The 19,435-nt window shown below is 70.5% G+C and carries 20 protein-coding genes; 4 read left to right on the forward strand and 16 right to left on the reverse strand.

The annotated features are described in order from the left end of the window. Positions 1-61 precede the first annotated feature (61 nt). Positions 62-1,378, forward strand: a complete 1,317-nt coding sequence (gene fes, locus K9S39_RS38185; RefSeq protein WP_248867871.1) for an enterochelin esterase — start codon at positions 62-64, stop codon at positions 1,376-1,378. A gap of 19 nt (positions 1,379-1,397) precedes the next feature. Here the strand turns inward: fes and K9S39_RS38190 are convergent, their stop codons facing one another. From K9S39_RS38190 to K9S39_RS38215, 6 genes are all read right to left on the reverse strand, one after another. After that, on the reverse strand, positions 1,398-2,429 hold the full coding sequence (locus tag K9S39_RS38190; RefSeq protein ID WP_248867872.1) for a serine hydrolase domain-containing protein: 1,032 nt from the start codon (positions 2,427-2,429) through the stop codon (positions 1,398-1,400). Next, entirely contained in the window at positions 2,429-3,349 is a 921-nt protein-coding gene (locus tag K9S39_RS38195) for a DUF6895 family protein (RefSeq protein ID WP_248867873.1), read from the reverse strand. Before K9S39_RS38195 ends, K9S39_RS38190 begins: the two co-directional genes overlap by 1 nt. Positions 3,350-3,402: 53 nt before the next feature. After that, entirely contained in the window at positions 3,403-4,347 is a 945-nt protein-coding gene (locus tag K9S39_RS38200) for a DUF6895 family protein (RefSeq protein WP_248867874.1), read from the reverse strand. Beyond that, positions 4,344-5,042 carry a hypothetical protein gene (locus K9S39_RS38205; RefSeq protein ID WP_248867875.1) on the reverse strand — a complete coding sequence of 233 codons (699 nt, stop codon included), beginning with the start codon at positions 5,040-5,042 and terminating at the stop codon, positions 4,344-4,346. Before K9S39_RS38205 ends, K9S39_RS38200 begins: the two co-directional genes overlap by 4 nt. Positions 5,043-5,053: 11 nt before the next feature. Then, positions 5,054-5,239, reverse strand: a complete 186-nt coding sequence (locus tag K9S39_RS38210; RefSeq protein ID WP_248867876.1) for a hypothetical protein — start codon at positions 5,237-5,239, stop codon at positions 5,054-5,056. 637 nt (positions 5,240-5,876) lie between these two features. Further along, positions 5,877-6,299 carry a TOBE domain-containing protein gene (locus K9S39_RS38215; protein WP_248867877.1) on the reverse strand — a complete coding sequence of 141 codons (423 nt, stop codon included), beginning with the start codon at positions 6,297-6,299 and terminating at the stop codon, positions 5,877-5,879. A gap of 249 nt (positions 6,300-6,548) precedes the next feature. Between K9S39_RS38215 and K9S39_RS38220 the strand changes: the two genes are divergently transcribed. The 3 genes from K9S39_RS38220 to K9S39_RS38230 all read left to right on the forward strand — a co-directional run bounded on the left by K9S39_RS38220 (position 6,549) and on the right by K9S39_RS38230 (position 10,030). Next, on the forward strand, positions 6,549-6,944 hold the full coding sequence (locus K9S39_RS38220) for a TOBE domain-containing protein (protein ID WP_248867878.1): 396 nt from the start codon (positions 6,549-6,551) through the stop codon (positions 6,942-6,944). A 148-nt stretch (positions 6,945-7,092) separates the two neighbouring features. Continuing rightward, positions 7,093-7,902, forward strand: coding sequence for a molybdate ABC transporter substrate-binding protein (modA, locus tag K9S39_RS38225; protein ID WP_248867879.1), 810 nt, complete (start codon positions 7,093-7,095; stop codon positions 7,900-7,902). Between the two features lie 145 nt (positions 7,903-8,047). After that, positions 8,048-10,030, forward strand: a complete 1,983-nt coding sequence (locus K9S39_RS38230; protein ID WP_248867880.1) for an ABC transporter permease — start codon at positions 8,048-8,050, stop codon at positions 10,028-10,030. 82 nt (positions 10,031-10,112) lie between these two features. On the opposite strand, the gene K9S39_RS38235 is transcribed toward K9S39_RS38230, so the two are convergent. The 10 genes from K9S39_RS38235 to K9S39_RS38280 all read right to left on the reverse strand — a co-directional run bounded on the left by K9S39_RS38235 (position 10,113) and on the right by K9S39_RS38280 (position 19,382). Then, a complete protein-coding gene (locus K9S39_RS38235; RefSeq protein WP_248867881.1) occupies positions 10,113-10,580 on the reverse strand; it encodes a nitroreductase family deazaflavin-dependent oxidoreductase in 468 nt (155 codons plus the stop codon). A 170-nt stretch (positions 10,581-10,750) separates the two neighbouring features. Further along, entirely contained in the window at positions 10,751-11,233 is a 483-nt protein-coding gene (locus K9S39_RS38240; protein ID WP_248867882.1) for a hypothetical protein, read from the reverse strand. A gap of 212 nt (positions 11,234-11,445) precedes the next feature. After that, positions 11,446-12,900 (reverse strand): SulP family inorganic anion transporter, encoded by a 1,455-nt coding sequence (locus K9S39_RS38245; protein ID WP_248867883.1) that lies wholly within the window; start codon positions 12,898-12,900, stop codon positions 11,446-11,448. 16 nt (positions 12,901-12,916) lie between these two features. After that, positions 12,917-13,519 (reverse strand): carbonic anhydrase, encoded by a 603-nt coding sequence (locus tag K9S39_RS38250; RefSeq protein WP_248867884.1) that lies wholly within the window; start codon positions 13,517-13,519, stop codon positions 12,917-12,919. 134 nt (positions 13,520-13,653) lie between these two features. Then, on the reverse strand, positions 13,654-14,052 hold the full coding sequence (locus K9S39_RS38255; RefSeq protein ID WP_248867885.1) for a hypothetical protein: 399 nt from the start codon (positions 14,050-14,052) through the stop codon (positions 13,654-13,656). 244 nt (positions 14,053-14,296) lie between these two features. Next, a complete protein-coding gene (locus tag K9S39_RS38260; RefSeq protein ID WP_248867886.1) occupies positions 14,297-15,610 on the reverse strand; it encodes an MFS transporter in 1,314 nt (437 codons plus the stop codon). A gap of 82 nt (positions 15,611-15,692) precedes the next feature. Then, entirely contained in the window at positions 15,693-16,202 is a 510-nt protein-coding gene (locus K9S39_RS38265) for a glycine-rich domain-containing protein (protein WP_248867887.1), read from the reverse strand. Positions 16,203-16,234: 32 nt separating this feature from the next. After that, positions 16,235-17,473 (reverse strand): phenylacetate--CoA ligase family protein, encoded by a 1,239-nt coding sequence (locus K9S39_RS38270; RefSeq protein ID WP_248867888.1) that lies wholly within the window; start codon positions 17,471-17,473, stop codon positions 16,235-16,237. A gap of 151 nt (positions 17,474-17,624) precedes the next feature. Next, complete coding sequence (locus K9S39_RS38275) at positions 17,625-17,780, reverse strand: hypothetical protein (protein WP_248867889.1); 156 nt, start codon at positions 17,778-17,780, stop codon at positions 17,625-17,627. Positions 17,781-18,326: 546 nt separating this feature from the next. Next, positions 18,327-19,382, reverse strand: coding sequence for a UbiA family prenyltransferase (locus K9S39_RS38280; protein WP_248867890.1), 1,056 nt, complete (start codon positions 19,380-19,382; stop codon positions 18,327-18,329). Between the last annotated feature and the right edge of the window lie 53 nt (positions 19,383-19,435).

Here is a 19,435-nt window from a genome sequence, read left to right on the forward strand (position 1 = left end):
TGGATCGGCGGCCATCCATACGTGCACCACGGCACCTCAGCAAAACCGAAAGCGGGAATCCATGCGTGTCCTGTCCGCCGGGCCCCAGGGCGGCGTCACCACCAGCCCCCGAATCGCCCGGCTCACCACCCGGCTCGCGGCCGCCGGACCGGACGAACGCGCCGCCCTGGAAGCAGAGTTCTGGGCGTCGGCCGAACGGGACGGCGCACCCCTCGTGGAACCACTCGACGGCGACCCCGACCACCACGCCGTCACCTTCCTCTGGCGCGGCCACCGCGCCACCCGCCAGGTCATGCTGCTCGACCACCACCTCACGGACCGCGACCACCTCGCCGACTCCCTGCTCAATCGGGTGCCGGGCACACACATCTGGTACCTCACCCACCGGCTGCGCGCCGACCACCGGGGCTCCTACCGCCTCGTCGCCGATATCTCACCCGGACCGCTCCCGGCCGTCGGCGAACCGCTCCAGCGGCGCCTCCGCGGACTCTGCGCCCACGCGGCCCCGGATCCCCTCAACCCCCACACGATGAACGGCCGTTGGCAAGGACCCGACAGCTCGGTCTTCGAACTGCCACAGGCGCCGCCCCAGCCCTGGCGGGCACGCCGTGCGGACATACCGCGCGGCACCGTCGAGCGCCACCGGCGCCCCGGCGCCGCCCTCGGCGCCCCGCCCGACCTCTGGGTCTACATCCCTCCGGGCGACGCGACGGCCCCACTCGACGTACTGGTCCTCTGCGACGGCGACATGTGGCTCGGCGCGCTCGACGCGCAGCACACCTTCGACGCGCTGATCGCCGACGGCGCGATCCCCCCGCTGCTCGTGCTCGCGCCCGGCTCCGTCGACAACGCCGCCCGATGGCGCGAAGTCGGCGCCCGCGACCCGTACGCCGATTTCCTCGCCGAGGAGTTGCTGCCCTGGGCGGCACACCACTGGCCGGTCACCGCGGACCCGGACCGCACCGTGGTCGGCGGACAGAGTCTGGGCGGACTGGCCGCACTGTACGCCTGCCTCCGCCACCCCGACCGGTTCGGCAAGGCGCTGGCCCAGTCGCCGTCCCTGTGGTGGCGCCCCGGCCTGCCCCAGGGCGTACCGAAACCTCTGCCGGACGGTGTGCCCTGGCTGGCGCAGCGCTTCGCGGAAGACGCCACACTCCCCCACTCTCGACTTCGGTCGAGCGGGGAGACCCCCATTGTCCGCGTGCACCTCGAAGTCGGGCTGCACGAAGGCGGGATGGCCGAGCTGAGCCGTACGTTCCACGACGTGCTGAGCGCAGGCGGCCATGCCGTCACCGGTACGGAGTTCAACGGCGGCCACGACTACGCGTGTTGGCGGGGCGGACTGGCGGATGGGCTGATGGCTCTGCTCGGACGGTGACCCTGCCTTCCGGGGGCCCTCACCCCTTTGCTTCCCGGGCCAGCGCGTACAGCAGCTCGTAGGCGGTGGTCACCAGGCGGCAGGTATGGCCGCGGCGGGTGGCGGCGGCGGCCAGGCCCGTTCCGGACGCCGGATGGTAGCCGAGAAACGCCTGCTGGCCGAAGGTCGCCCCGGCGTGGAAGAGCAACGGCCCCCCTGCGGCGGGATGCTGAAACCACGACAGGGTGTGGGTGTTGCGACGCCGCCAGCCCCGGCGCAGCTGTGGGACCTGCACATCGCGCAGCGCCTGCGGCATCGGGGCGGTCTCGGGGGGGAGGAGCGCTTCGAGGTACGTGAGCAGATCGTCCGGAGTGGCGCGGACGGCACCGGCGGCGATGAAACCGCCCATGTCGATGGCGGGGACGGGCACGCCGCCGGTCTTGCGATGACCGATGGCATCGGTGCCGGTGGCGCCGGGGCCCAAGGCGGTGCCGGACAGCTTGAGGGGGTGCAGCACCCGTTCGCTGAGCAGCGTGGCGTAATCGGAGCCCGCGGCCTCGGACATGGCCGGGCCCAGAAGCGCCGAACCGAAGTTGGAGTAGCACCAGCGGGTGCCTGGCGGGTGCCGGGGCCGGGTGCGGGCGAAGGCGCGCAGCAGACGCTCGGTGTCGTACCGGGGGTAGCTGTTGGTGAACGGGTGCGGGAGGGCGACGGCCATCAGGCCGGTGGGGATGCGGGGCAGCCCGGCGGTGTGGGTGGCCAGATGCCGGAGCGTGATCCGGCGCGAGTTGGCGTAGGGGAGCGACAGGCCCGGCAGATGAGCGGCCAGCGGGTCGTCGAGCGACAGCACGCCGGACCGGGCCAGCTCGGCGAGCAGCAGCACGGTGTACGTCTTGGAGACCGAACCGAGCTCATAGCGCAGCGCATGACGAGGAGTGGGCGGTGCCAACGCGGTGCCGCCCGTGACGACGGTCCGCCGGTCGTTACGGGTGACGGCGAGTACCACGTCCGGGGCGTCGATCTTGGTGACCGCCTCCGCGAGGCGGTCCGCGAGCCGGCTGTCCCCGTTCATCACGCGACGTCGGCGGAGAGCGCGCGGGAGGTGGCCATCGCGGAGGCGAACGCGGCCACCAGGGTGGGGTGGTGGACGGCGTCGAAGACCTCCGCCGGATCGCCGTCCGGCATCCCTCGCTGGACGGGCATCGCACCGGTGTCGGACTGGGCGGCGGCGTACCGTTCCCAGTACCGCGCGTCCAGGGTGGGCCGTGGCAGGCAGGCATCGACGACGAGGAGTTCGCCGAGCAGATCCCAGTGTTCGAGCTCCGCCCAGTCGTCCATCCACGCGGGCAGGTACAGCTCCAGGTAGGACGCGATCGCGGGCGGGACACGGCCCGGCGCCTCGCCCCAGTTGGTGAGGTGGAAGACGGTGTGGGTGAGGTCGTAGGCGATATGCAGCTGCACCGTCCACGGTTCCGGCCGCCGGCCGAGCCAGGTGCGCTCCACCGCCCGGTCGAAGTCGGCGCCGGGCGACAGCCCCATCTTGCGTTCGGCGTTGAGCACACCGAGCCGCCGGTTGGGCACCATCTCCAGCGCCGCCCAGGTGGCGGTGCGCCGGCACACCTCCATGGCCGCCTCCAGGCCGGGATGCCGGTAGCCCAGTTCGTGGAAGGCCGCATAGACCTCGAACGGGACGGGGGAGAGCGGCTCGTCGTGCTGCAGGGCGGCCAGCACATTGCCGCCGTCCAGCAGGTCCCGCCAGGCGAAGTCCAGCAGCTGTCCGGCGCGTGCGTGCTGCCGGGAACCGGCCACGCCCTCCCGGAACAGCACCTGCATATTGATCACCAACTCCCCGATGGGCTTGATCCGTTCGATGAGGGTGCTGCCGGCGGCGCGGTCCTCGGGGGTCAGCCGGAAGTGCTCGCGGTGCTCGTCGAGCCAGGTCAGAGCCCGGTCGCCGACAGCGTGCAGCAGTGCGGGGGATGCGGCCGTCACGGTTACGGGGCTGTCTACGGTCACGGAGCTGTCTCGCTTTCACAGGGGATACGTCAGGCCACCGCCGCCCCGGCGCCGTCCCGGCCCCCGGCCTCGTCGGAGGCGATACGGGCCAGGGTGCCGGCGAAGGCGGTCACCAGGGTGGAGTGGTAGCAGGCCCGGAACGCCGCGGCGGGATCGTCCAAGCACGGTGGGGAACCGGTCTCGGGGACACTGCCGTCGACGGCCTGCGCATCGGCCAGCCGCCGCCAGGCCACCGGGTCGTACGGAGCGTCCGGCAGGCAGGCGGTCACCGCCAGCAACTCGCCCACCAGGTCCCACAGGTGTTCCGTCAGCCAGTTGTCCAGCCAGGACGGCAGCCAGAGCCGCAGATACCGGTCGAGCTCCGGGGGCAGGCGTCGGCGGGCGCGTCCCCAGTCGGTGAGGTGGAAGACGTCATGGGTCACGCCGTACGCGGCCCTGCGGTCCAGCGCCCAGGGCTCCGGCAGCCGACCGAGGCCGGTCTGCGCCAGTACGGCGCCGAAATCGGCGTGCTGCCGCAGGCCGATGCGCCGCTCGGCGTTGAGCACGCCCAGCGTACGGGTGTGATCGTCGCGGGCCACCCGCCAGTTGCGCAGCCGGGTCGTGGTCCGCACCAGCTCCTCCACACCGGTGTGGCGCAGCCCGGCCCGTGCGAACACTCCGTAGATCTCCACGGGATAGGTGGCATGCGGCTCACCACGGATCAGCTCGGCGAACAGCTCCCCGCCCCGCGTCTCGCGCCATGCGAAGGCGAAGAGCCCGTCCGCCAGTTCACGGAAGTCGGCGTGCGGATGCGCCGCCGCGATGAGATGCGTCAACTCGGCCAGTTCACCGAGGGGTTTGAGGGTCAGATTGGGGTCGGCGTCCGTCGTCACGTTCGGGGGCAGGCGGAAGGACGGACGGGCTCTCTCCAACCACCCCAGGCTGTCGCCGACCATCCGGTCCAGCAGCCGCGGGTCCCCCCGGTCGCCGGTCACCGACCCCGTCCGTAGAACCGCTCGGCGGCCACGACATGCAGCGCCACCCGGGCGTCGCCGCCGCTCATCTGACGGACGAACGCCAGCCCGTTGTCCAGCCCCAACGTCGGCGGCACCTCCGGGAGCCGGGCCAGCCAGCGGCCCAGCCCCGCCGCCTGCAGCCAGTCCCGGCGGCGTACCGCGCGGACGAACCCGCGGGCCAGGTCGTCGGTGCGTGCCGCCAGCGCGTCGGCGAGTGACGAGCCGAGTCCGGGCAGCGCCAGCGCGGCCAGTTGCGATACCCGATGGGAGAGCTTCGGCCATGGATCGGTGGCGATCCAGGCCGAGCCGGCCGGCGGTGCCGGCGGCCAGTGGTTCGCGCCACCGGGAAGAAAGGCGTGCGAAGCCTCGATCAGGCCCCGATAGCTCCACACCGACACCTCCGAGGCGTCCGCTTTGAGCGGAAAGGCCGCGAGGGCCTCCCGTACGACGGTCTCGTCCTCACTGCCGGGGCCCGCCCGGTGGTCCAGCGCGTACGGTGCGAGCGCGTCGGCGCCGAGCACCCGGATCGCGGCCAATGCCAGCGCGTCGCCCTGCCGCAGAACGCGGGAGAGCACATAGGGGTCGCTCCCACCCCGCAAGGCGAGGGCGACCCCGGATGCGGCATCGGCGATCACAGCACTCAGCGGGACTGCGCCCTGCGTCTGCTCGGCCAATGCAAAGCCCCTTAGCGGGTCTCGGTCTTCGGGCGGGGGGTCGGCGGCGAGATCAGCAGCAGGGCCAGCAACAGCAGCCCGCTCTTGCACTCGCGGGTGTCGCGGAACACACCGTCAGGTTCCGTTGGTTCGATCAGTCCCTCGACCTGGGTGGTCAGGGTGGCCATCTCGGTCCGGGCTGTGCGATCCGTAACCATTGGGACCATCTCCTTTGCGGCTGGGGAACCAGCAGACTCAGCCTTGCATCTACCACAAATGGCCGCAAGCCGTGTAAATGGGGCATATCGCTTTGCCAATAAGGCTCCGCCGTTCGCCCGGACGCTCGCCCGGTTCGCCAACTCCCCTGCGGGGCAGGGGGTATTGTCGCCTGCCCAGGATCTCCCGATCGTCACCCCGCGTATTCATCCGGTGTGGCATTCGGGTGAGCGGCCCCGTCCAGACAGGCAGAACGCGGCCTTCATGCCCCCGGGATCTGGTATCCCACGGCATGGCGCGAGGTCAGGGTGGGCCCATGTCGCATCGTCCGTAACTCGCGTCGTTTCAACGGAGTTGCCGCTGATTGATGTAGATGCCTCTGGGGTGGGGGTGGGTTGCTCTTGGGGGCGGGTTGGGGCTCTCGCCCGGGGCGGGTTGCAGTGTTCTGGGATAGGGGCGGGCTGGGTGGTTCTCGGTCCCGCGGGAACGCGCGGCAGGGGCCAGGTGGTGTTCCCGTCGCTCACCGCGTGATCGAGACAGCGCAACCGGGGTGGCGGTCAATCGGCAAGACGCAGCCTTGGGCGGCGGTCGATCGGCACACCCCGGCTTTGGGCGGCGGCTCATCGGCAAGACGCAACCTCAGGCGGCGGCGAGCGAGATCTCCGTCGACTTGATGAGTGCGGTGACCGCGGAGCCCGGGGCCAGCCCCAGGTCGCCGACCGCGTCTCGCGTGACTACGGCGGTCAGCTCGCCATCGCCGTCGACGCTGACCTTGACACCGGCCATCGCGCCACCCACGGCGACTTCGGTGACGGTGCCCGGGATCCGGTTGCGGATGCTCAGCCCGTCGACCGCGCCGGTGGCGAGGGACACCTCGGTGGCCTTGATCAGGGTGCGTACCGCGGAGCCCGCAGTGAGGCCCAGCTGCTCGGCCGACGCCCGGGTGATGGCGGCGGTGACCTCCTGGCCGCCCGTCAACCGGACTTTGACGGTCGCCATGACCTCGCCGGGGGTGACGGCGGTGACGGTGCCGGGGATCTGGTTACGGATGCTCAGACTCATGGAACGCCTCACCTGGAAGCCGTATATCGCGGGTTGGATATCTGGACTTTTCTGTTATGGAATATTCCGCCCGAGTCACTGTAGTCGGGGAGTGATGTGCGGATTGGCTATGACATTCGGGCATGACATTGCAGGGCTGGGGGTGCCTCGGCCACCCCTTCGGCAGTTTCTCCAAGGGGCCTGGCGTCTGCCATGTGGATAAGCCCTATGTATTGCAAATGAGAGTTGGTCCCTCATATCTTGGCGCATATGCAGTCCTACACAATCGGCCAGGCAGCCCGTCTGCTGGGTGTCAGCCCCGACACCGCCCGTCGCTGGGCGGACGCCGGCAAGGTCGCGACCCACCGCGACGACAGCGGCCGGCGTCTGATCGACGGCCGGGATCTGGCCGCCTTCTCGATCGAGGTCGCCCAGAACGGCGGCACCGATGAAGAGGCCTCGTACACCTCGGCCCGTAACGCCTTCCCGGGCATCGTCACCGCCGTGAAGCTCGGCGATGTGGCCGCACAGGTCGAGATCCAGGCGGGCCCGCACCGCCTGGTGTCCCTGCTGACCCGGGAAGCGGTCGAGGACCTGGGCCTGGAAGTCGGTATGCAGGCCACCGCCCGCGTGAAGTCCACCAGCGTGCACGTTGACCGCGCCTGAGAGCGCAAAGGCCGCATCCAAAGGCCGCGGCGGGAAGCACCCGCATGTGTCTCATCACCTCCCACGCAGCGGCGTCGCCGTCCCCGGCGCGGCTCTTCCCCACCGCTCAGGTGCCATCCGTCGCCCCGCGTCAGAAGGAGTCCCGCCCATGTCCCCTGCCTTCACCCGGCGTCGTGCCGCCGCCGCGCTGGTGGCCGCCGTTCTTCTCGTCCCGCTCGCCGCCTGCGGCGGCAAGGACGGTGCGAAGGACAGCGGCAACGACAGCGGTGCGCGGAAGTCCGGTGACGGCCCCACGGCGGAACTCACCGTGCTGGCCGCCTCGTCGCTGACCGATGTCTTCGGCAAGGCCGGTGCCGCGTACGAGAAGGAGCACCCGGGCACCAAGGTGACCTTCTCCTTCGCCGGCTCGCAGGAACTGGCCGCGCAGGTGCGGCAGGGCGCCCCCGCCGACGCCCTGGTCACCGCCGACACCACGACCATGGGCGGGCTGACGGCCGACACCGGCACACCGACCGTCATCGCCAGGAACCGCCTCGTCATCGCGACCGGTCAGGGCAACCCGAAGCAGGTGCACGGCCTCAAGGACCTGGCCGACCGCAAGCTGAAGGTCGTCCTCGCCGCCCCCGCGGTGCCCGTCGGCCGCTACGCCCAGCAGGTCCTGGACGCCCAGAAGCTGCATGTCCAGCCGGTCTCGCAGGAGCCCAACGTCCGCGCCGTACTCGGCAAGGTCGAGCTGGGCGAGGCCGATGCCGGACTTGTCTACGCGACGGACGCGGCCACCGCTCCCGACAAGGTCGATGCCATTGACATCCCCGACGCACAGAACGCCGTCGCCTCCTACCCCGCGGCGACCCTGAAGACGTCCCGGAACGCCAAGGCCGCGGCTGCGTTCGTGCGCTGGCTGAGCACGTCCGAGGCGCAGCGGATCCTGCGCACGGCGGGCTTCCAGAAGCCGTAAGCACCCCCGCAGGGAGACCCGTAACCGCCGCCGCAGAGATATCCGTAATCATCCGCGCAGAGATACGCGGACCCAGATACGCGGACGCGCATGACGCGGACCCGGATACGCAACCCGACCGCCCGACCCGATCCCAGGGACCCCGATGAGACGTCCCCGCATCCTCGCCCGGACCGCGGCGGGAACGCGCCCCGCGTCCGGCACCCGTACGCCGGTCGCCCTGGCCGTGCCCGCGCTCGTCGCGATCGGGTTCCTGCTGATGCCGCTGACCGGCATCCTGGCCCGCACCGACTGGCGGGACCTCGGCATCCACTTGAGCAGCCCCGGCGTCAGGGAAGCACTCAACCTCTCGCTGCTGGTGTCCTTCTGGGCACTGGGGCTCTCGCTCCTCCTCGGCGTACCACTGGCCTGGCTGCTGGCCCGGGGCTCCTTCCCCGGCAAGGCGCTGGTCCGCTCGCTGGTGCTGCTGCCGATGGTGCTGCCGCCGACCGTCGGCGGTGTCGCGCTGCTCCTCGGGTTCGGCCGCCGCGGTCTCCTCGGCCCCTGGCTGGAGGACGCCTTCGGCCTCACGCTGCCGTTCCACACCTCGGGCGCGGTCGTCGCGGCCACCTTCGTCGCGATGCCGTTCCTCGTCATCAGCCTGGAAGGCGCCCTCGCCGGACTGCGCCCGAGCTACGAGGAGACCGCAGCCTCCCTCGGGGCCTCACCCCTCCGCGTCTTCCGCACCGTCACCCTCCCCATGGTCGCCCCCGGCCTCGCCGCCGGCGCCGCGCTGACCTGGGCCCGTGCACTCGGCGAGTTCGGCGCCACGATCACCTTCGCCGGCAATCTGCCCGGCGCCACCCAGACCCTGCCGCTCCAGGTCTATCTGCTGCTCCAGGACTCCCCGGAGGCCGCCACCTCCGTGTCCCTGCTGCTGCTCGCCATCGCCATGGCCGTACTGGTGGCCCTGCGCGGCCGCTGGACGGGCGGCCCCACCGGCCGCACCGGCCGCACAGCCCGCGCCCCGTACCTGTCCGACGACCAGAGCCTGTCGACGCCACCGGGCACGAAGGCTCCTCACCACGACGTGCAGCCCTCCGCCCCCGAAGGGCGCTGGCCGCTGCACGCCGAGGTCACCGGCTTCAACCGGCTCACCCTCGACGCCGATCCGGGCACCACCATCGCCGTCGTCGGCCCCAACGGCGCCGGGAAGACCACTCTGCTGCGCGCCCTCCTCGGCCTCACCCCGCGCGCCCACGCCACCCTGCACCTCGGGGACACCGACGTCACCACCCGGCCCCCGCACCGCCGCGGCGTCGCCTGGGTCCCGCAGGACGGCGCGCTCTTCCCGCATCTGTCCGCGCTCGCCAACACCGCATACGGGCTACGCGCACACGGCGTCCCGCGTGCCGAGGCCCGCCGCACGGCGCGGCAGTGGCTCGACCGGCTCGGCGTCGGCCACCTCGCGCACCGCAAACCCGCCCAGCTCTCCGGTGGCCAGGCACAACGCGTCGCGCTGGCAAGGGCGTTGGCGGCCCGCCCGCGGCTGCTCCTGCTCGACGAGCCGCTCGCCGCCCTGGACCAGACCACCCGCGCCCACGTCCGCCACACCCTGCGCCGCCATCTCGCCGGCTTCGGCGGTGTCTGCCTGATCGTCACCCATGACCCGGTCGAAGCACTCTCGCTCGCCGACCGGGTCCTCGTACTCGACGAGGGACGCACCCTCCAGGACGGCCCGCCCGCCGACGTCACCCGCCATCCCCGTTCCCCCTGGGTCGCCCGGATGCTCGGCCGTAACGCCTGGCCCGGCACCGCCACCGGCGACGGACTCGCGCTCACCGGTGGCGGCCGTCTCGTCGTCGCCGATGCCCTCCCCGACGGCGACCGGGCCCTGGCCGTCATCGCCCCCGAGGCGGTGTCCGTCCATATCGACAAACCCGCCGGCAGCCCCCGCAACGTCTGGCCCGGAACCGTCCGGGAAATCACCTCGGCCGGCAGCCGGCTACGCGTCCTCATCACGTCGTACGAGGCCCCCGACCTCGTTGCCGAGATCACCCCGCAGGCGGCCCTGGAACTCGGCCTTGCCGACGGCGCGCCCGTCTGGACCAGTGTCAAGGCCACCGAGGTCACCCTGGTCACCCTCTGAGCGGGCGGGGCGGGGCGCGGAGCCTCCCGTCCCGCCCGCTGGCGTCCCGCCCCGCCGCGCGCTCAGTGCTCCGTGGCGCGGCTCAGTGCTCCGTGTCGCGCTCCGGGGGCTCTGTGGCCGCCGGCTCCAGCACGAACACCGGGATCTGACGGCCCGTCTTCTTCTGGTAGTCGGCGTAGTCGGGGTACGCCTCGACCGCGCGGGCCCACCACACCGCCTTCTCCTCACCCGTGACCTCGCGCGCCCTCATGTCCTGGCGCACGGGGCCGTCCTGAAGCTCGACCCGAGGGTCGGCCACGACGTTGTGGTACCAGACCGGGTGCTTGGGAGCGCCGCCCAAGGAGGCGACCGCGGCATACAGGCCGTCGTGCTCCACCCGCATCAGCGGAGTCTTGCGGATCTTGCCGCTCTTCGCGCCCCGGGTGGTGAGGATGATGACGGGCATGCCGCGCATCGTCGTTCCCTCCGTGCCCCCGGAGCGCTCGTACAACTCGACCTGTTCGCGCACCCACTGTGTCGGGCTCGGCTCGTACTCACCCTGAAGGGGCATGCTGCCCGTCCTCTCGTAGAGAAGTCTCGCGTCCTGTCGGTCACGGTCCGCCGGCGGCGTCCACCGCCCGTAGCCGCCCCGACTACCCTGCTCAACAACCTTGGCGGCGCCATCATTCCGTGATCTGCGCCGTGTCGGAGTGAGCCACGTCGCCCACCTCGGGAACCGCACTAACCTTGACCGTTCCCTATGTCGGCACGCATGGTCGAGCGCAGAGCGGCTAGCGCGTGGATATACACGCGGTGGGCACCTTGCCACTCGGCAGATCCAGGGTTGTTGTCCTCCGGCCTGCCGAGGTTGCTGACGGTGACCTCAGTCGTGCCTATGACGTTCCGCATCGCCCGTAGCGCGCCGTAGGCCGTGTCGGCAGCGGAAGCAACTGGTGTGGGAGCAACGAGCGCGATCTCATAATTCAGAGCAAGCAGGGAATGACTGCGCCAGGCGGCCCGAAGGTCGGCTTCGTCGACTGGGGTCCGATGACGGACGGCCAGCAACTGCAACTCGCTGTCTGTGCCGGTGAGAGCTTCGAGGTAGCGGGCGTACAGCTGCCGCCTGAGTTGGTGCAGCTGGTGTCCTCGATCACGTTTTGAGCGAACGGTCTCACTCAGCAGTGTCGAGCCGACTCCCACCATTGCGCCGATCAGCGTGCTCACGGGCGTAGTCCAGTCCATGAGCGGTAAGCGTAGGTCGAACGCGCCTACGGGACGGGCCGGGCCGTGTGTTCCTGCCCCCCCGTCGGCTCAGGAACACACGGCCCACCCCGAACGGGACCCGTCGGCCCGGACCAACCGCTGTGAACGAACGAGTCCTATGCCCCTCCTGGCAGGGGACATAGGACTCGTCCGTCAAGCGGGCGGATCAGGCGTCAGGACACCAGCTCCGCCACCCGGCTGCTGCGCCGGTGCTGCTCGGCCCAGTTCGTGAGCGCGGAGGCGCAGGCGTGGTCGAGATGCCGCAGACCGCTGATGTCGAGTTCGATGTCCCGGTCGGTGGGCAGTGCCTCCAGCTGGTCGAGGATCTTCGGCAGCCGCAGGAATGTGGCATTGCCGACGGCACGTACCTGTACCGGCTCCTCCGCGTCGTCCGGTGTCCGGACTTCGAGGTGGACGTGCGAGGTTTCCCAGGCGGTTTTCCCGACGGCCACCAGGAGACCGATGAGAACCCCCTCGAACATGCTGATCGTCACGATGGAGATGGCGGTGACCATCAGGACGACGGCCTCGCCCCGGTGTTCGCGCCACAGGGGACGCAGATCGCGCAGCGGGATGAGCTTCCAGCCCGAGTAGACCAGGACGCCGGCCAGCGCCGCGATCGGCACCACGCCCAGCGCGGCGGGGAAAGCGGCCGCGAACAGCAGGATCCAGCCACCGTGCAGCACACGGGAGAGCTTGGTCTTGGCGCCCGCGTGGACGTTGGCGGAGCTGCGGACGATGACCGCGGTCATCGGCAGGGCCCCGAGGACGCCGCAGACGGCGTTGCCGGCGCCCTGTGCCATGAGCTCCTTGTCGTAGTCGGTGCGCGGTCCGTCGTGCAGCCGGTCGACCGCGGCGGCGCTGAACAGGGATTCGGCCGAGGCGATCAGCGCGAAGGCGAGGACCGTGCCGATGGCGCCGACGCCGGCCAGCCGGCTGAGGTCGGCGAGGCCGGGCGGCTGGATCGCTTCGAGCAGACCGTTGACCTTGACGTGTGCGACGGGCAGGTTCAGCACCCACGCCGCGATCGTGGCCAGCGCGACGGCGGCCAGGGGCGCGGGCAGGACCGCCGCACCGCGCTTCCATCGGGGCCACAGCATCAGGACGGCGATGGTGCCGACTCCGATGGCGAGCGCGGACAGTGCGTGGCCGGAGCCGATCGTGTCGGCGACCAGGTCCGGCAGCGAACCGATGTTGGCGAGTCCGCTGCCGGGCGCCTTGGCGTCCGTGAGGGCGTAGAGCTGCCCGGTGATCAGCACCAGACCGATGCCGGCCAGCATGCCCTGCACGACGGCGACCGAAATCGCCCGGAACCAGCGCCCCAACTTCAGGGCGCCCATGGCGAGTTGGAGCACTCCGGCGGCCAGCACCAGTGCGCCGAGCGTACCGATGCCGTATTCCTTCACGGCCTCGAAGACGAGCACGGTCAGACCGGCGGCCGGGCCGCTGACCTGCAGGCTGCTGCCCGGCAGCAGACCGGTGAGCAGTCCGCCGACGATACCGGTGACGAGACCGAGCTCGGCCGGTACACCGGAGGCGACGGCCACCCCGACGCACAGCGGGACGGCCACGAGAAAGACAACGAGGGAGGCGGTGAAGTCCGCCCGGAAATGAGGGATTTTGTTCATGATGTGCGCGCCGGCCTTACAGAGGGAGGAACAGGTCGGAGTCGGGATGATGCGAAGCCACCAGGCCGGTGTGCACCTCGTAGAACCAGCCGTGCAGATTCACTTCGCCGGCGGCCAGCCGTTCTTGCACACAGGGGTAGCGGCGCAGCCGGTCCAGTTGTTCGCGTACATGCTGCTGGACCGCGGCGGCGACCGCCGGCTCCTCGTCCTTCGGCAGCGCGTCGGACAGCTGCTGTGTGAGCCAGTCCCGTACGGCCGGGACGCCGGTCAGGTCCTCGCCGCGGATCTTCGCGCCGACCGCGCCACAGTGTGAGTGACCGCACACCACGATGTCGGCGACGTGGAGGACGCGCATGGCGTATTCGATGGTGGCGGCCTCCGAGCTGGCCGCCATTCCTTCCTGGTATTCGGGTACAGCGTTGCCGGCCGTCCGCAGCTCGAAGAGTTCACCGGGACGCGCGCCGGTGATCAGGGACGGGATGACCCGGGAGTCGGAGCAGGTGATGAACAGGGCGAGGGGTGACTGTCCGGCGGCGAGCCGACCATAGGTCTCCCGTTCCTCGTGTCGGTCGGCGATACGGGCCGTCAGGCTCCGGGCATGCTGGATGAAGGTCTCCATGCGGAGGTCTCCTGTTGGTATGTGGTGCCATCTCGGGGATGGCGGGAACGTGCAAAGTGCGGTGCGGGCGGCCTCGGGGCAGCGATAGGCGACAGGTCCCCGCGCCGGGTGGGGCAGGCCACCCATGGCCGCGCTCAGCAGCGGAAGACGCAGTGCAGTAGGGGGAGTTGGAGTGGTCTCGATGCGGCCGCGGCGGGGCCGGGCGAGGGGGGAGCAGAACCCGGCGGGAGATCGTCCCGCTCCGGGGGCAGTCGCCTGCCGATGAGCTGCGGCGCGCCGAGCGTGCTCCGTGCAGCGCGGCGTAGCTGACCGCGCTTGCCTTCACGCTTTTCGTTGCTCTTTTTGTGGTCCTCTTCGTCGGCGTCATGGAACGCGCTGACGGGCGGAGGGCCACCCGAGGTCTTGAGGGCGGCGGCCGGCAGCGCATCGGGCGTCGTCGCCGCGCCGCCGAGCAGAAACGCCAGGAACACGGTGAGCGCGATGAGCGGGACGCGGCGCAGGCGTGTGGCCGGTACGGCCCGCCTGCCGTTCATCTTCCGCATCATCGCCCCCCGACGTGACGTGCTGAGGTGACGTCCGGCCCGGTGGTGCCCAACGGAGGCCGGCTCATCACGGTGGATTACTCGCCAGGCTAGGCGGATCGTCCGCCATGCCAAGGCAATCTCTTGATAAGACTAAAGGTTCTCTAACAGTGCAGCATCCAGGTTTCTGACGTGATAACGGAAAATGACGTCATGTTTTGAGATACCTGGCTTGACGTGCACCGACAGTTGGCCGTCATCGTGTGTGTCCCTGTTCCGCGCGCCCGGCGCGCTCGGTTGCGTTTGCCGGTGCGAGCGTGTTGCGCGCGGGGCGGGCCGTCAGCGCGAGTACGGGTACCAGCGCCAGCGCGAGAATCCCGCCCGCGAGCGCCAGTACCGGGTAGCCGCCCACCATCACGATCAGGCCCGACGACATCCCGCCGACGGCACCGGAAATCGCGATGCCGACGTCCACCAGCCCCTGTGTCGCGGCCCGGCGGGCGGGCGGCAGCGCGTCGGTGACCATGGCGGTGCCGCTGATCAGCCCGAAGTTCCAGCCGAGGCCCAGCAGTACCAGCGCCGTGGCGAGGACCGGCACGGAGTGCGGCGGTGCCAGGGCGGCGAGGACGCCGGCGGCGAGCAGGGTCAGCGCGGACGCGGCGGCGACCCACTGCCGGCCGACCCGGTCGACGAGCAGACCGGTGAGCGGGGAGGGCAGGAACATCGCGCCGACGTGCAGGGCGATGACGAGCCCGGCCGCTTGCGTGGAGTGCCCGTGCGCCGTCATGTGCACCGGCGTCATCGTCATGATCGCGATCATGACGAGCTGGGTGAGGATCATGACCGTGGTGCCGATGGCCAGACCGTGGCGGTGCGGCCGGTCGGCCGGCTCCGCCGTGCCGTCCTCGGCGCTCGCTGCCGGCGCGCCCTGCGCCAGCGCACGGGCCAGCCGCAGCGGATCGGGACGCAGCAGACAGGCCAGGACGATCGCGGCCGCCCCGAAGGCGACGGTGGCCAGCAGGAACGGCCCGGCGAGGCGGGGAATGCCCCATGCGTGGGCCACGTCTCCGGTGGCGGTCACCAGGTTGGGGCCGACGACCGCGCCGAGCGTGGTGGCGAACAGCACCGTGCTCACCGCGCGGCCGCGGCGCGCGGGCGGGGCCATATCCGCTCCCGCGTAGCGCGCCATCAGGTTGGTCGAGGTGCCCGCCCCGTAGACGAGCAGGGCAAGGAACAGCAAGGGGACGCTGCCGATGGTCGCCGCCACGACGACGCCGAGGCTGCCGAGCGCCCCGCCGCCGTAGCCGAGCGCGAGTCCGGGCCGCCGGCCCCAGCGCTGGCAGACACGGCCGATGGCGACGGCGCCTAGGGCGGACCCGGCGGTGAACAGGGTGCTGGGCACACCGGCCAGACCGGTCGAGCCGAGCATCTTCTCGGCGAGCAGTGCACCGACGGTGATTCCGGCCGCCAGGCCCGCGCCGCTGAGAACCTGGGAAAACACCAGCACGGCCAGAATCCTCCGCTGCGCGGCGGCTTCAGGCGGAGGCGGGGCACCGTTCTGAGCCCTCATGATTCCTTCCCAGGTCGGTCAGAGGCGTTGATGCTGCGGTCCTGCAGTTGATGCTGCGGGTCTGTGGTCGTGGTCGTGGTCGTCAGGCCGCCATCGGTTCGAGCGCCGCGATATCCGTGAGCGACAGGCCCATCTGCGCATGCAGGAATCGGACGATCGTCCAGTGCGGCAGCGCGCCCTCGTCAAAGGGACCGAATTCCTGGCAGTACAACGGTATCCAGCGCAGGGCCTCTTCGAGAGCCTGCTCACGGCCGGGCTCCTGCTGGTAGGCCTCGTAGGCGATGCTGCGGTGCTCGATGAAGAATCCGCCCGGCAGCCGTTCCTCGCACAGGGTGCGGTATTCGCGGGTCTGCAGGATGAGGTAGTGCCATATTTCGTCGATGTCCTGCTCGACCGGCAGGAAGAGTCCGCTGAGCCGGTCGCGGTGCCGGGAGACCAGATAGAGATAGCGTAGGCACTCGGTGACCTGGCGCTCCACGAACTCCCTTGGCGCATCGGTCTTTTCGGCGAAGTGCTCCACCACCTCGGCGTGCAGCGCGGCTCCGAGCAGCGCTTTGAGGTCGTCGGCGGATATCCGCGGCTGACTGGTCATGCTTCTCCTGTCCGGGGAAGTCCGGGTGGGGTTCAGGCGTCCTTGGTGAGCCAGGCGTATTTCCCCGACTTGCCGATGGGGATATGCGTACGGTGATCCAGCCGGCAGCGCCGTCCGGTCAGTTCCTCGATGCCGTGTTCCAGCGCGGCGGCCTCGCCCGGATCGACGGGCGCACCGTTGAACGTCGTATAGGCCAGCCGGGCTTCGGCGTCGCCCAGCAGCTGCAACTGATGCACAAAGACGCGGGAGGACGCCTCGCCGACGCAACGGTCCAGGTCGCCCTGTGCGACCGGCCCCTGCGGCGAGTCGAGCAACTCCTTTTCCCGGCCGCAGAATTGGGCGATCTTCTCGGGGTCGGGCGTGCCGTCCAGCGTGCGTACACAGTCCCCCGAGCGATACCGGATCAGCGGCATGTACGGATTGCGCACGCTGGTGACGATGAGGTGGTAGATCGTGCTTTCCGGGGTGACCGGGAGAAGCTCCACGCTCATTTTGTCGAGATGCGGACGGTATCGGCCCCGCCGGTCACTGAAGAACAGATAGCCGAGCTCGGTACTGCCGAACAGGTCGATGATCGGGCACGCGAAATGCTGTTCCAGGTAACGCCGGACGTTCACCGGAGTGTATTCGTAGGCGTGGATGATGCTGGCGGGCGGCGTGAAGTCGTCCCACAAGCCGTACTCACCCACCTTCCGCAGCAGATGCGCCAGGTGATATCCGGAACAGTCGAGGTGGTACCAGCCGCGCGGATGCGCCTGCGCGGCCGTCCGGATCTCCTTGAGCATCCGCGCCACCTCATCGCGCTCCCAGAGCGCGGGATCGAGCCGCAGATTGACGTAGCAGGTACGTGCATCCAGCCACCGGTCGTCCAGCGTCGGAACCGCATCCGCTTCCGCACCGCGCTTCTTGGCATTCACCCGGGCCACATGTTCCGTCGCCAGCACAGTGGTCAGTGAAACGCGTCGGCAGCCGGCTTCCCACGTGTCGGCGATATCGGGGTGTTCGCGCCACAACTGGTAGTAGGAATTCAGCAGGAAATACGGGGGCCGGATGATCTGCATACGGGCGTGGTTGGTGCCCGTGGACAGCACGAACTCGGCCTCGCCGGAATCCAGCGCGGCCGCGAGCTTCGGCGTCATCCAGTTGTCGGGAAAGCCCCGGGCGATCTCCGGCTTGTCGAGGATCGGGAAGTGCCCGCGCTCCAGCGACTCACGGTAGATCGGAATGTCGCGGATCTGCTCGATGACCTCGGCGGTCGGCTGACCGTCCATCAATCCCTCATATGTGTTGGAAACCGGGCGCGTTCAGGGTCCGGGTGCGTTCAGGGTGCGCTGTGCCGGAAGCGGCCCGACGGCGGCAACACGCCGTCGGGCCGCTCCCGTATGTTCACCGGCCGGCCATCGGCCGGTCAGCGGGCGACAGTCAGGAGATGCAGCCCGTCTTCTTGGCCACGCTGATGCATCCGGACTTCGGCGCGGCGCTGATGCAGCCGTCCTTCGCCGCCTGCTGCGCCGAGTTGGCGGCCAGCCAGCTCTGCCAGACGTTGTCCTGGGCCATCTTCTTGATGAGCTGCTCCATGTGGGACCTCCTGAAGAGTGTGGGGAGTGCGGCCGTGACCTGCGGTGATGCCGCACGCCACGAACGTAAAAGGCCGCTCAAGCCGATGTCAACGAAAGGCAATCCGACCGAGACCCGGATCACGTTCCGTGCGCCAAAATTGGCGTGATCTCGACGGGATGATCACGTGCGGGAACAAAATGACACGGGGTCAGTTGAGGGCGACATCAGTGCTCCCGGGCGGCCTTCGGCCGGATGCCGCACCGAGCGGGTCCGCAGGCCGGCGGCCGGTTGGCGGAACGACCGCCACCGGTTGACCGGTTGCAGGTCAACGGGCGCCTGACGGTCGCATTCCGCTCCTCACCGACGCGTTCAACAGCCGGCCCCGGCGCCCATACGCCGAATTCACCGCTAGAGGCAACCATGTGATCGCGGAACTGGCCACCCGTCGGACGCCGCTTTCTGCGGCCGTCGCCGTCGATGGCGGCCGCTGATCGTGGTGCCGACGCCCGCAGTATCCATTCCCCGGGAGGCCACCACGCCCTGCCCGGCGTCCACGCCCACCCCTCACCCCACAACCACGCCGCCACCCAGCAACATCGCCACATCCACCCCCGCGACGACGACCGCCCCGCCGAACGGCGCCCTCGGCATGGCGCGGCCCAGCATCGCCCCACCGATCGCCACGGCCACCGACGCCACGACGGCAAGTGCTCCGGCGGTGCCGACCGGACCGGGCCGACCGAACGCCAGCAGCACCGTGGCCGCCACAAGCGGCACCGGCAGCAGCAGGCCCGACCGGAGCGCGCCCAGCCGCTGCGGCCAGCCGTGCACCCCCGTGGCCAAGTCCGCGGCGATGTCCGGCAGCACATTGGCCAAGTGCGCGCCGACCCCCAGCAGCGCGGCGGCGGCCACGATCCACGAGCCCGGCCACGGCTGCCCCGGAAGCCCCAGCGCGACAAAGGCCGGGAGCGACGCGAACCCCACGGCGTAGGGCAGCCAGGACAGCACGGTGGCCTTCAGACCCAGGTTGTACGCCCAGCCCGCGGCGACGCCCAGGAGATGGACCGCGCCCGCGAGCCACCCGTAGGCGAACGACAGCGGCAGACAGAGCGTCAGGCAGACGATGGCCGCGGCGCGTACCGACCCCGCGGACACCGCACCGGCCACCACCACCTTGGTACGCCGTCCGACGGCGGCATCGCGCGCCGCGTCGATCGCGTCATTGCTCCAGCCGATCGACAGTTGCCCCGCGAGCACCGCGGTGACCGCCAGCAGCGACCTCGCCCCGCTCTGCCCGGCGGCCACCGCCAGACCGCCCACCAGGAGACTCACCACCACGGTCGGCCCCGGGTGGCACGCCCTCAGCAACGGGCCCACCGCGCGGAGCGACGGCACACGGGGTGCCCGCCCGGCGGTGCCCGGCTGTTCCATCGCGCCTACGCACGGCAGTCCCGTGGAGGCCACCTCCGCCTGCTGTTCCGTAGCGCCCGCATCCGGCTGGCGTTCCGTAGCGTCCACGTGCGGCAGTCCCGTGGAGGCCACATCCGCCCGCCGTTCCGTGGAGCCCGCATTCGGCTGCCGTTCCGTAGCGTCCGCATCCCGCCGTTCCTTGGCCTCCACACGATCATGCTAGGCGCGCGCTCGGCCGTCGGCCCCGCACCCGGCCTGCCGCC

Source organism: Streptomyces halobius (assembly GCF_023277745.1).
In the GTDB taxonomy this organism is placed as follows: domain Bacteria; phylum Actinomycetota; class Actinomycetes; order Streptomycetales; family Streptomycetaceae; genus Streptomyces; species Streptomyces halobius.

What these genes read in the sequence shown, in the direction of transcription:
- fes (WP_248867871.1), top strand. Translation starts at nt 62, where the DNA reads ATGCGTGTCCTGTCCGCCGGGCCCCAGGGCGGCGTCACCACCAGCCCC.
- K9S39_RS38190 (WP_248867872.1), bottom strand. Translation starts at nt 2,429, where the DNA reads ATGAACGGGGACAGCCGGCTCGCGGACCGCCTCGCGGAGGCGGTCACC.
- K9S39_RS38210 (WP_248867876.1), bottom strand. Translation starts at nt 5,239, where the DNA reads ATGGTTACGGATCGCACAGCCCGGACCGAGATGGCCACCCTGACCACC.
- K9S39_RS38215 (WP_248867877.1), bottom strand. Translation starts at nt 6,299, where the DNA reads ATGAGTCTGAGCATCCGTAACCAGATCCCCGGCACCGTCACCGCCGTC.
- K9S39_RS38220 (WP_248867878.1), top strand. Translation starts at nt 6,549, where the DNA reads ATGCAGTCCTACACAATCGGCCAGGCAGCCCGTCTGCTGGGTGTCAGC.
- modA (WP_248867879.1), top strand. Translation starts at nt 7,093, where the DNA reads ATGTCCCCTGCCTTCACCCGGCGTCGTGCCGCCGCCGCGCTGGTGGCC.
- K9S39_RS38230 (WP_248867880.1), top strand. Translation starts at nt 8,048, where the DNA reads ATGAGACGTCCCCGCATCCTCGCCCGGACCGCGGCGGGAACGCGCCCC.
- K9S39_RS38235 (WP_248867881.1), bottom strand. Translation starts at nt 10,580, where the DNA reads ATGCCCCTTCAGGGTGAGTACGAGCCGAGCCCGACACAGTGGGTGCGC.
- K9S39_RS38245 (WP_248867883.1), bottom strand. Translation starts at nt 12,900, where the DNA reads ATGAACAAAATCCCTCATTTCCGGGCGGACTTCACCGCCTCCCTCGTT.
- K9S39_RS38250 (WP_248867884.1), bottom strand. Translation starts at nt 13,519, where the DNA reads ATGGAGACCTTCATCCAGCATGCCCGGAGCCTGACGGCCCGTATCGCC.
- K9S39_RS38255 (WP_248867885.1), bottom strand. Translation starts at nt 14,052, where the DNA reads ATGAACGGCAGGCGGGCCGTACCGGCCACACGCCTGCGCCGCGTCCCG.
- K9S39_RS38260 (WP_248867886.1), bottom strand. Translation starts at nt 15,610, where the DNA reads ATGAGGGCTCAGAACGGTGCCCCGCCTCCGCCTGAAGCCGCCGCGCAG.
- K9S39_RS38265 (WP_248867887.1), bottom strand. Translation starts at nt 16,202, where the DNA reads ATGACCAGTCAGCCGCGGATATCCGCCGACGACCTCAAAGCGCTGCTC.
- K9S39_RS38270 (WP_248867888.1), bottom strand. Translation starts at nt 17,473, where the DNA reads ATGGACGGTCAGCCGACCGCCGAGGTCATCGAGCAGATCCGCGACATT.
- K9S39_RS38275 (WP_248867889.1), bottom strand. Translation starts at nt 17,780, where the DNA reads ATGGAGCAGCTCATCAAGAAGATGGCCCAGGACAACGTCTGGCAGAGC.